4 protein-coding genes are annotated in these 12205 nt (G+C 71.3%); all 4 read left to right on the plus strand.

Annotated features, from left to right (window positions below):
• The first annotated feature begins 31 nt into the window (after positions 1-31).
• Positions 32-4057: an ATP-binding protein gene (locus WME82_RS18800; protein ID WP_438043958.1), complete on the plus strand. Its 4026-nt coding sequence runs from the start codon at positions 32-34 to the stop codon at positions 4055-4057.
• A gap of 388 nt (positions 4058-4445) precedes the next feature.
• Positions 4446-8402, plus strand: coding sequence for a hypothetical protein (locus WME82_RS18805; protein ID WP_438043959.1), 3957 nt, complete (start codon positions 4446-4448; stop codon positions 8400-8402).
• Between the two features lie 31 nt (positions 8403-8433).
• The gene (locus WME82_RS18810) at positions 8434-10152 is read left to right on the plus strand and encodes a phage tail protein (protein WP_438043960.1); all 1719 of its coding nucleotides are present in this window, start codon (positions 8434-8436) and stop codon (positions 10150-10152) included.
• 51 nt (positions 10153-10203) lie between these two features.
• The gene (locus tag WME82_RS18815; protein ID WP_438043961.1) at positions 10204-12180 is read left to right on the plus strand and encodes a phage tail protein; all 1977 of its coding nucleotides are present in this window, start codon (positions 10204-10206) and stop codon (positions 12178-12180) included.
• Positions 12181-12205: the final 25 nt, after the last annotated feature.

A 12205-nucleotide genomic window follows, 5' to 3' on the forward strand; every position in this document is an offset into this window, starting at 1 on the left:
GTCCTATGCGAAAATCCTAGTATGCGGCCGCATGGCTGGCCGGTCTCCCTCATCACGTGGGCGCCTGCTCGCCGCGCTCGGGCTCGGCATGGCCGTCGCGTCGTCACCCGCGCTCGCCGCCGGCGGCGCGCCCGCGCCCGCCGCGGGCGACCTCCGGGCGCGCGGCGTGCCGTGGATGCGCGTCTTCGACGCGGAGGACGGCATCCCCCAGATCACCATCAACTCCATCGCCTTCGAGCCCGGCGGCCGCCTCTGGATCGGCACCCAGGGCGGCGCGGCGTCCTACGACGGGCGCCGCTTCACGCCGCTTCCGCTGCCGACCGGCGGGGGGTCGAGCTGGGTGCAGGCGGTCGCCACGGGGCAGGACGGCGCCGTCTGGTTCGGGATGATGACCGGCCAGATCCTCCGCTACGCCGAGGGGCGCTTCACGCGCTTCGGGGCCGCCGAGGGGCTCGCGTCCGAGAGGCCGATCCGGACGCTCCTCGAGGCGCCCACGGGCCGAGGGCGCGCGCTCTTCGCCGGGACGACGGACGGCCTCTACCGGCTCGACGGCGAGCGGTTCACGCGCATCGACCTCGGCCCCGGCTTCGAGCACCCCGACGTGCGCGCGCTGCACCCGACGGCGCTCCCCGGCGGGGAGCCGGCGCTCTGGGCCGGCACGGGCGCGGGCCTCTTCCGCTGCGGCGACCGCGGCTGCGCCCGCTTTGCCACGACCGCGGAGGGGCTGCCCAACGACACGGTCGTGAGCCTGCTCGAGACCGCCGGGGAAGCGGGCGGCCGCGTGCTCTGGGCAGGCACGCGCGCAGGCGTCGCCCGGCTCGCGGGCGGGCGGTGGGAGAGCGTCACCCCGGCGAGCGTGCCGGCCCTGGCGCAGCCTGTGCGGGCGCTCGCCGAGACGGTGAGCGGCACGGGCGCGCGCACGCTCTGGGCCGCCACGTACGGCGGCGGCCTCGCGCGGCTCACGGGCGGGACGTGGACGTCGCTCACGAAGACGAACTCGACCCTGCCGGACGACCACGTGATGGCGCTCGCGGCGACCTCCGAGGCGCACGGCGGGCGTACGCTCTGGATCGGCACCAACGCCGGCGGCCTCGCGCGCCTGCGGCACGACGGATGGGTCGGGTTCACGCAGCGGAGCGCGGGCCTGTCGGGCAGCATCACGTCCCTCGCCGAGGTGCGCGCGCCGGGAGCCCAGGGCGGCCCTCCCGAGCTCTGGGTGGCCCTGAACAACACCGTGGCGCGGTCCTCGGGGCAAGGCTTCTCGCCGCTCGACGCCCCCGAGCTCGCCGGCAAGCTCGGCGACCTCGTGAGCTTCCTCCTGCCCTCTTCGCGCGAGCCCGGGGTGGTCTGGATCGGCAGCGACACCACCGGGCTCCACCGCTGGACCGGCGCGCAGCTCACCACGTACACGATGCAGAGCTCGCCGCTCCCTCACAACGGCATCTGGTGGCTGTCCGAGTCCCGCGACGGGCGCGCGCTCTGGATCGGGACGGTCGGCGGGGCCGCGCGCCTCGATGTGGACGGCGCGTGGCAGGTCTTCACGAAGGCGCAGGTGCCCCTCGCGGACGACCACGTGACCAGCATCCTCGAGACCGCGGGCGCGGGCGGGAAGGTCTCCACCTGGTTCGGCACCATGAAGGGGCTCTCGCGGCTCGAAGACGGGCAGTGGCGGAGCTACACCGCGGCGAGCGCGCCGCTCGCCTCGGACGCCATCGGCGCGCTCGCCGAGCTCAGGGACACGCGCGGCGCGCGGGTGCTCTGGATCGGCGCCCAGGGCGGGATCTCGCGCTACGACCTCGACGCGGAGGCGTGGCTCGATCCGCTGAACGAACCGTCCCGGCCGGCGCTGCCGGACGGCATTGTCTACGGCGTGCGCTCGGACGCGCAGGGCCGGGTCTACGCCTTCACCGACCAGGGCGTCACCCGCTTCACCCCGCGCGCACCCACGCCCGACGATCCCGCCGAGCTCGCCGCCTACACCTTCACCACCGACGACGGGCTGCCGAGCAACGAGTGCAACCAGAACGGCTCGCTCGTAGACAGCCGGGGCCGCGTCTGGGCGAGCACGACCGGCGGCGTGGCGGTGCTCGATCCGGCCGAGGAGATCCCGAACGCCGCGCCGAAGCCGCTCGCGCTCGAGGCGCGCGCGGCGGGCGGCGCGCTCGCCCTCTCCCCCGGCGCGTCGCTCGCGTGGGACGAGAACACCGCCTCGTTCGCGTACACGCTGCTGAGCCTCTTCCACGAGCGCAGCACGCGCTACCGCACCCAGCTCGTCGGCTTCGACGCGGCGCCGAGCGCGTGGACCGCGGAGGCGAGCGCGCGCTACACGAACCTCGCGCCCGGCCGGTACACCTTCCAGGTGTGGGGCCGCGATCACGCCGGCAACGTCGCCGGCCCGGCGAGCGTCGCCTTCCAGGTCCGGCCCGCGCCGTGGCGCACGACCTGGGCGTACCTCGGCTACGCCGCGGCGCTCTCCGGGCTCGCCTACGCCGGCATGCGCCTGCGGCTCCGGGCGCTGCGGCGGCGCACGCGCGAGCTGGAGTCGCTCGTGGAGCAGCGCACCGCCGAGCTCACGGCCGCCAGGGACGCCGCCGACGCCGCGAACCAGGCGAAGACCACCTTCCTCGCCAGCATGAGCCACGAGCTGCGCACGCCGCTCAACGGCATCCTCGGTTACGCGCAGCTGCTCCAGCGCTCCGCGCGGCTCGCCCCGGAGGATCGACCCGGCGTCGACGTGGTGCGCCGGTCGGGCGAGCACCTGCTCACCCTGATCGACGATGTCCTCGACCTCGCCCGCATCGAGGCAGGGCGGCTGGATCTCGCGCCGGGCGACGTCCACCTGCCGTCGCTTGCGCGCACGGTCGCGGAGCTGTGCAAGGTGCGCGCGGCGGCGAAGGGGCTCGCGTTCGTGCTCGAGATCGCGGACGGCACGCCGGCGTGGGTGCGCGCCGACGAGAAGCGGCTCACGCAAGTGCTGCTCAACCTGCTCGGCAACGCGATCAAGTTCACCCGCGAGGGGCGGGTGACCTTCCGGGTCGCGCCGCGCGACGGACAGGCGCCCGGCGGCGTGCTCTTCCGCGTCGAGGACACCGGCCCCGGCATCGCGGCGGCGGATCTCGCCCGCATCTTCGAGCCGTTCGAGCAGGCCGGCGACCTTCGCGCGCGCGTGGAGGGCGCGGGCCTCGGGCTCGCGATCACCCGCCACATCGTCGACCAGATGGGCGGCCGCATCGACGTGGAGAGCGCGCCCGGCGAGGGCAGCACCTTCACCGTGGCGCTCGACCTGCCCGTGCTCGCCGGCGCGGCGCCGGCCGGCGAGCGGCGCGGGGACGGGGCGATCACGGGCTACGAGGGCGCGCGCCGGGCGATCCTCGTGGTCGACGACCACGAGGACAACCGCGCCTTCCTGCGGGACGTGCTGGTGCCGCTCGGCCTCGAGGTCGTCGAGGCCGCGGGCGGCGAGGCGGCTGTCGCGCTCGCGGCGGAGCGCCGGCCGGACCTCGTGCTGATGGACCTGCGCATGCCCGATCTCGGCGGCGACGAGGCGGCGCGCAGGATCCGCCGGATCCCGGGGCTCGCCGGCCTGCCCATCGTGGCCACGTCGGCCAGCGTGGAGGCGCCCGAGCGCGCGCGCAGCGAGGCCGCCGGCTGCGACGGCTTCCTTCCGAAGCCGATCGATCTCGGCGCCTTGCTCGAGCAGCTCGAGCGCCGCCTCGCGCTCACCTGGGTGCGCGCGGCGCCCGAGCGCGCACGCGGCGTGGACGGCGTCGCTGGCGGCGCTGGCGGCGCCGGCGACGGGGCGTCGCTGCACGGCGCGGTGCCCTCGCCGCCCCCGGAGGAGCTCGCGCGCCTCGCCGATCTCGTCGAGCGGGGTCGCCTCCAGGATCTCCTGCAGCGGCTCGCCGCGCTCGAGGCGGAGGATCCGCGGCTCGCGCCGTGGATCCGGGAGGTGCGCGGTCTGGCCGAGGAGTTCCGGGTCCGCGAGCTCGGCGCGCGGCTGGTCGCGGCCGAGCGACAAGAGTCGGCTCCAGGCGAGGGCGACCGCATTAAAGCGTGATGTAGCGTGCGACCGACAGGACGCCGGGTCTCACGTGACACCGTGACCTGACTGCCGTTCGCTGGACCCTGTAGAGCGTCAGTAAAAATGGCTCTCCCGCACTCTTGCTGAAGTAGGGAAGCGAGGTCTTCCCCAGCCGTTCGACTCGCCCGGCACCGATCTCCAGGCGCGCTTCGTTGCGATGCGCGGCGCGCTACATCAGCTCCCGGCGGGCTGCCATGGGACCAAGGTCCAATCGACGCCCCCGGCGCACGTGTTCTAGACCTTCCGCGCCCTCGACGACGCGCGGACGCCGCGGCGCCGCCGCCCTGCGCGAAGTCCACGGGGCCCACCAGCGGACACCCAACGATCAACGCCGATCCCACGGATCGCGGAGCCGGGCAGGCATATGGCAAGCAAGAGCGCGCAGGGCTTTCTCTGGGTTCCTCTCCGTCTGCAGGCCATGTGCCTCGACGCCGAGCAGGATGTCGTCCGGGCGATGGCAGATTACCGGAAGCTGCCCTTCACCGCCGGAGGTCAGACCTACAACGGCGGCACCCCGAACCTCAGCGAGAAGATCCTCTCGCCGCCGTTCACGAAGGGCCTGCCGCTCCCCCCGGGAATCCACCTCCACTGGTTCTTGCCGTCCGCCCTGACCCAGGGCGAGCAAGAACAACACGTCACGCGCTTCCCCGAGGTGCCGAGCCGCTTCCTCATCCTGCGCAGCGGCGGCGGCCAACCCGAGCGCCAGTGGGTGGTGGAGAGCGACTACCTCCACCCGGAAGGCCACGGAGACGACATCGGGGGCGAGGCCGAGGCGCCCGTCAACATCATGGTCGTGCCCGACCCGGCGCCGGCGCGCCAATACCGGTTCCGCTTCCTCGGGCGGGCCCTGACGCTCGACGCGTGGAGGAAAGCGCAGGAGGCGGGCGGCCATGAATACCTCGCCGCGCTCACGGCCGTGGGCTCCGAGACCGAGGTGCCGGCCCTGGATCCGGTGCGCGCCTCGTTCGCGTCCTTCTACCCCAACTGCCGCACCGTCTTCGGCTTCCATGACCCGGACTTCCCGACCCGCACGCCACCCCAGGGGCTGCGGTACGACGTGATCGGCTGGTACAGCGACCCGGCGCGCGACTGCCTGGCCCCGCTGCTCGCCGAGGCGAACAGCCCGGCGGCGCTCAAGGCGCTGCTCGAAGAGAAGATGCAGTGGGCGCTCGACGCCGGAGGCGCGCTGCCGCAGGCGACCCTCTTCCACGCGCGGCTCGCCTTCGCGCCGGGCGCACGCGCGGCGCGCGATCGCGTCCGCGAGTTGCCCAGGCCCACCCTCGCCGTGGGGCAGACCGAGACCGAGGCCCTGGCCGCCCTTCTGGCCTACCGCCGCGCCCCGGACGACAACGACGCGGCGCTGGCAGAGCGCCGGCTCGTGGAGGACCAGCTCGAGGCGCTGCAGCTCACCGAGCGGATCGAAGGGCACCAGCTCGACCTCGACGCGCGCCTCTTCGAGGCCCGCCACGAGCGGGGGTTCGCCGCCCGGTCGGCCGGGATCCGCTGGTCCATCCAGCCGCTGTCCAACACCGCGACAGACCTCTTCTCCTCGCTGAAGCGGCGCGCGGGGCGCACCTCGGCCTCGCCGCCGCCGGCGTGGGCGGAGCTGCTCGAGGCGCTCAACCTGGCCGAGGAGGCGCACCAGCGCGGCCTCGAGGAGATCGAGGCCCTCCGCCAGCGCATGTACGCCCGCTGGCATATCGCCGCGAACCAGGAAGAGGTGATCGAAGAACCCTTCTTCCAGGCTCACGTCGTCCCCGTACGCCATCAGCTCACCAGGACAGGCCGGCTGCACCTGGAGCAGGAGCCGTCCCTCGCCTTCCGCGCCCGCGCCGAGCCCATCTCGTTCGAGACCGTCTCGCGCCAGTGCGGTCAGTACGACACGTACGTCGAGGTCTTGAGCTGGGGCGAGCCCTTCAACCTGGAGGACGAGTACGACCAGTCGAACTGGACGTGGGTCATCGAATTCCGCAATTGCTGCGACCTCACGCTGTCCGAGTCACACGAGGTCAAGGTGGTGACGCCGGACGAGCAATGGGAGATCCACAACGAAGGGATCACCTACACGGTGCGCGCCCTCGCCGAGGGGCTCTCCCTGGAGATCCCCGCGTCGGACCACTCGCTCGCGGGCAAGCTCGCCAGCGCCCTCGCGGCGCTGCAGGACGCTATCAGCGCGTACAACGCCACCCCCGCGGGCGCTGCCGCGCCATACGTCCTCTGCCGGATGCCCGCGGCGCCTTACTGGGAGGCCGCGAACCCCGTGCTGCTCCTCACGGGCGAGGCGGCCCGGAACGACCTCGCGCAGGACCGCGCGGGCAGCGCCGCGGACGGCGATCTGCTCGCGTGCAGCTTCCTCGACGCCGCGCTCGACCTGCAGGCGCTGCCGGAGGCCACGGTCACGGCCCTGGCGAGCCACCTCGCCGGGCTCGGCCCGGAGGTGGGGAGCACCTGGAAGGAGCCGCCGTGGAGCCCCTTCATGATGCACTGGTATTTCAAGATCGCGCCCTCGGGCCGTGAGGGCAACGGCGATTACGATCCGGCTCAGCTGATCGAGCACTACACGCTGGAGACGCAGGCCGTGGACCAGGCGCTCAGGCCGGGGCACGAGAGCAGCTTCGCCGCGGACGACAACATCTACAGCGGCATCAGCCTGCTCACGCCGTCGGCGAGCCGGGAGGTCGAGGAGCGGATCACCCTCTACCTCCAGCACGAGCTCTTGCCGGCGTACTTCGCGGCGCACGGCGTCCCCGCCGAGGAGCAGAACCAAGGCTACCTCGCGGCGCACTTCGCGGAGATCCAGGCCTGGTACCTGTCCCAGAGCACGCCGGAGCCTGGCACCGAAGACCCCGTGTTCACCGCGCTGTGGGCCTACGGAGAGCTCCAGGAGACGCCGTGCCTGGCGCAGGCGCTCGGCAATTTCAACGACGTGCTGCTCCTCCGCGAGCCCGTGATGCAGCTCAAGATCAGCGACCCCCTGGCCCCGATCGAGGACCCGGACGACTGGGACGCCTTTTATGCCGACACCGTGCGCAACGCCATGGGCGGCGGCTTCCAGCGCCGGCCGCTCACGCTGGACCGCTTCAACGCGCTGCGCTCGGGCGCCATGTCGATCACGGGCCTCTGGCTGGTGGACACCTTCGGGCAGGTCAAGGAGGTGGTGGACATCGAGACGCCGGGCGACATCGACGTCATCACCACCGTCGATCAGACGCCGCCCGCGGGTGTCTATCACCAGGTCCTGCTCTCGCCCCGCCTCTCGCAGCCGGCCCGCCTGCGCTTCGAGTGGCTGCCCGCGGACTCGGCCGTCGCCCAGCGCACGAACGATCACCCGGAGACGAACCCGGTGTGCGGCTTCCTGCTGGTGAACAACCTGGATGGCGCGCTCGCGGTGTACGACAAGGCAGGGCGCGCGCTGGGCAGCATCGACCGCACCAACACCTGGCGCACGGCGCCCGGGAGCGGCGGCCGGGTGCGGATGGGCGCGCGCGGCATGCCGCAGTTCTACAACGTTCACCTTCAGCGGGTGGTGGAGCACGTCCTCCAGCAGGACGCGGAGTTCTTGAAGCGCTTCCTCTCCACACAGCGGACGGCGCTGGAGACGATCGACCCCGAGGCGTACGCCGAGAACCCCAGCCGGGCGCTGCTCATGGCCCGGCCGGTGGCGGTGGTGCGGGCCGCGCTGACGCTGGAGCTCAAGGGGCCTCCTGCCCTCGATCCGACCACGCTCGTCGACGACGAGGACACGAGCCGCGGCATCGAGGCGCTGAAGCTCCCCGTGCGCCTCGGGGAGTTCAGCCAGCTCGACGATGGCCTGGTGGGCTACTTCCGCGAGGAGCCCGCCGGGCAACGGAGCTACACGTACGGGGACGGCGTGTTCTATTCGCCGCAGGAGCGCGACGTCGGCCACGCCCTCATCCGCACCTACGGCAACAACGATGGATCCATGTACATGCTCCGGACGGCCGCGGATCCGGCGCAGCATGTGACGATGCTGCTCGACCCGCGCGGTCAGGTGCACGCCACGACAGGGGTGCTCCCGAGCGAGCAGCTCCGCCTCTCGCCGGAGCACTACAGCAAGGCCCTCGCGGCCATGGAGGTGAGCTTCTTGACGGCGCCGATCTTGACCGATCGGGGGGCGCTCCGGCTGCCCGTGCCCGAGGAAGCGGGGCACACGTGGTCGTGGACGACGCAAGAGCCGACCGGCGACTGGGCCGAGACGAGCGCGCTCGCGCCGGTGAACCCCCGCGCCGCGTTCTCCGCCCCGCAGGAGGTGCGCGAGGGCTGGCTGATGCTCCGGCGCTCGGCGGGCCAGGACAACTGAGTTTTCCCCCGGAAAGGAACAGGCAAGGACCATGTCAGACGAGACACCGAAGAAGAAGCCGTTCGCGTTCGAGATCACCTACGAGCTGTTCACCCCCACGGGAGCGCGCGTGCGGGACGTGCTCCTCCGCGAGAACCCCGGCGTGGGCCAGCCGCTCGTGCTCGGGATCGAAAACGCGCTGGTCCAGGAGAACGAGACGATCACCCTGCGAACGCTGCCGGATGCGAGCGAGCGCGAGCACCACTTCAGGCTGCAGTTCGCCCCGGGGGTCCTGGTGAGCCAGGCGATCAGCGCGGTGGGGGCGAGCTGGTCCGTCGAGCGCGTGGACGGCGACGATGGCGCCGCGAGCCTGTACGTGTCCTGGATCAGCGAGGACGTCACCATCGGTCCTGGCGAGCGCTTGATGCTGGCGCTGGAGGGCGTGTCCGCGGCGCCCGGGGCAGGCCTGCCGATCACGCTGGGCCTCTCCTGGAGCGAGCCCGTCGTCAAATCGGAATACATCGGCGCGTTGTGCATCACGAACCCTGCCAGCGAGGGGGCGGGCTCGGATTACGAGCTCTCCGCGACGCTCGATCTCGGGGTGCGGAGCCGGCGCGGCAAGCCGGACATCCCGCTTCGGGCCGGCTTCTTCGGGTCCAGCCGCGTGCTCAACGTGAAGGACCAGGAGAACACGCTGTTCCTCCGCCTGGCCAACACCGCGCCGGCAGGGAGCGCGGAGGCGACGGTGCGCTTCCACAAGGGCGCGACGACGGAGCTGTCCTCGAAGCTCGTCGTGGCGCTGCCCGTGGGACCGCAGGAGACGCACCCGTGGGCGCTGGGCACGACGGAGCAGATCACGAAGGTGCAGCTCGGGGCCCTCGAGAGCTGGACGATGTCAGGGCCCGCGGCGAGCGCGGACGGGACCCTGCAGGAGTGGACGTTCACGCCCACGAGCGACGTGGACCTCGCGCCCCAGGCGTTCCTCGAGCTCTCGCTGAGCAAGCTCGTGACGAGCCACCCGGACGGGCCGACGCACCTCGTGCTCCGTTACAGCGCCGTGCCCGGCTACTGGGACGGGGAGCTCGTCTGCCCCATCGAGAAGGCGCCGCTCGTGTTCGGCCACAAGGTCGATGCGACGCACGATCACCGCGGCAACGTCGGGATCGGGCGCAGCTCACCGGACGCCGGGCTCTCCCTGGACGGACATCTGTGGATGCCGGACGGCAAGGAGATCCAGAACACGGGGACATTCGTCTTCCGGGCCGACATAGATAATAACGACAGATACGGGAGCTCGGCGGAGTTCTATTCTCCCTGGGACGACCTCGAGCCCGCGCTGAGGGTGACCAACACCGGCGACTTGTACCCCAGTGGCACGCTCATCCTGCGGCCCCCCCGCAACCACGATCAGGCAAAGAACGCCGTGATCCTGGCGAAGCTGACCGGTTACGACAAGGACGTCGGTCTGCATATCGGCACCCAGAAGAACGGTGATCACGTGGATGCGCTGCGCCTCACGCCGGAAGGTCGGGTCAAGGACACGTCCGGCTTCCTGGTCCCGGTGGGCACCATCGTCGCGTACGCCGGCGATACAGCTCCCGAGGGGTGGCTGCTGTGCGATCACGGCGCGTACAAGCGCGCTGCCCATGAATACAGCGACCTGTTCGAGGTCATCGGCACCAAGTACAACGGATCGACACCTCCCGCGGACGATGAGTTCCGCGTCCCCGGGCCGCCCGACGTGGCCGCCAACTCCATCATCAAGTACTGAGTGAAGCCGGCGCGAGGCGCACGAGCCCTCTGGAAGGAACAGGGAACGACCATGTCGGAAGAGACACCGAAGAAGAAGCCTTTCGCGTTCGAGATCACCTACGATCTGTTCACCCCCTCCGGGGAGCGCCTACGGAACGTGCTCCTCCGCGAGAACCCCGGCGCGAGCCAGCCGCTCATGCTCCAGATCGTCAATATCCTGGTCCAGGAGGAAGAGACGATCACCCTGCGGAAGGAGCCAAAGCCGAGCAAGAGCAAATATCACTTCAAGCTGCGGTTCGCGCCGGGGATCCTGGACGATCGGACGATCGACGTGGTGGGAGGGGATTGGTCCGTCCTTCGCGACGACACCGGCGACGGCGCGTACCTGTACGTGGCGTGGGTCAGCGAGGATGTCGCGATCGGCCCGAGCGCGCACCTGACGCTGGCGCTGCAGGGCGTGTCCCCGACGCCCGAGGCGGGCGCGGAGGTCACCCTGGACCTCTCCTGGAAGACGCCCGTCACCGACCCGCTGTACAGGGGCCCAATGGGCATCATCGCTCCCGCCGGGAAGCCGCCCTCGGAGTACGAGCTCGACGCGAAGCTCGAGCTCGGGGTGCGGAGCCGGGTCGGCAACCCGCACAGCCCGCTTCGGGCGGGCTTCGTGGGGGACAACCGCGTGCTCAACGTCAACAATCAAGAGAGCTCGCTGCTCTTTCGCCTGGCCAACGCCGCCCGGGAGGGGCTCACGGGCGGGGCCGTGCGCTTCCACTACGACGCGAACGAGCCAGGCCTCTCCTCGAAGCTCGTGGTGGCGTTGCCCGTCGGACCGACGGACACGCATCCGTGGGCGCTGGGCACGGCGGATCAGGTCAAGGACGTGCTGCCCGGGGATCTCGACGGCTTTGCGCGCTCCGGGCCCGAGCCGAGCGCCGACGGCACCCTGCTGGAGTGGACGTTCACGCCCACGAGGGAGGGCGTGGAGCTCGCGCCCCAGGCGTTCCTCGAGCTCTCGCTGAGCAAGCTCGTGACGAGCCACCCGGACGGGCCGACGCACCTCGTGCTCCGCTACAGCGCGGTGCCCGACTACTGGGACGGGGAGATCGTCTGCCCGATCGAGAAGGCGCCGCTGGTGTTCGGCCGCCGGGTCGACGCGGATCACGACCACCGCGGCAACGTCGGGATCAGGCGCGGCCTGCCGGGCACCGGGCTCTCCCTGGACGGAGATCTGCTGCTGCACAGCAAGGAAGTACAGAACGTCGGGACACTCGTCTTCCGGTCCGATGTGGACGGGAGCTCGGAGGACGTCGCAGCGCAGTTCTTCAAGAAAGGCGAGACGGACGCTCTGCTGGCGCTCACCAGCAAGGGTGACTTGCATCCAGCTGGCAAGCTCTCCCTGAAGAGCCCCCACGCCGAGCAGGCACCGGCGGCCGTGATCGAGGCGGACAACCGCGCGAGCAGCGGCGACCTCGGGCTACGGATCCGTACCCAGAAGGGCGGTTCTCTCCAGGACTCGGCGCTCATCACCCCGGAGGGCCGCGTCAAGGACAAGACCGGCTTCCTGGTCCCGGTGGGCACCATCGTCGCCTACGCCGGCGCCGAGGCCCCCGAGGGATGGCTGCTGTGCCACGGGCAAACGGTGTCGCGCACGACCTACCCGGAGCTGTTCGCGGCCATCGGCACCACGTACGACCCATCCAACACGACCGACTTCACGGTGCCCAACCTGCAAACGCGGGTGCCGGTGGGGGCCAGCGCGGACTACTCGGTGGGGGCGACCGGGGGTGCGGCCACGGTCACCCTGACCGAGGCGCAGATGCCGTCCCACACACATGGAGTGGACGATCCCGGGCATCAGCATGACATAACTGCATACCAGGACAAGGACCCAGACAAGCATTGGGGCCCCTATTTCTCGTGCCTCACCAACAAGAAAACCCCGGTGACTGAAACGGCCACGACGGGCATCTCGATCATCAGAACTGGCGGAGGGCAGCCCCACAACAACATGCAGCCCTACCTGGTCCTCAATTACATCATCAAGCACTGACCCCAGCCGGCGCGAGGGCACATAA

The sequence above is a fragment of the Sorangium sp. So ce128 genome (genome assembly GCF_051525245.1).
GTDB classification, from domain to species: Bacteria; Myxococcota_A; Polyangia; order Polyangiales; family Polyangiaceae; genus Sorangium; species Sorangium cellulosum_B.

Excerpts from the sequence above, each read along its gene's own strand:
- WME82_RS18800 (WP_438043958.1), top strand. The coding sequence starts at position 32 with ATGGCTGGCCGGTCTCCCTCATCACGTGGGCGCCTGCTCGCCGCGCTC.
- WME82_RS18810 (WP_438043960.1), top strand. The coding sequence starts at position 8,434 with ATGTCAGACGAGACACCGAAGAAGAAGCCGTTCGCGTTCGAGATCACC.
- WME82_RS18805 (WP_438043959.1), top strand. The coding sequence starts at position 4,446 with ATGGCAAGCAAGAGCGCGCAGGGCTTTCTCTGGGTTCCTCTCCGTCTG.
- WME82_RS18815 (WP_438043961.1), top strand. The coding sequence starts at position 10,204 with ATGTCGGAAGAGACACCGAAGAAGAAGCCTTTCGCGTTCGAGATCACC.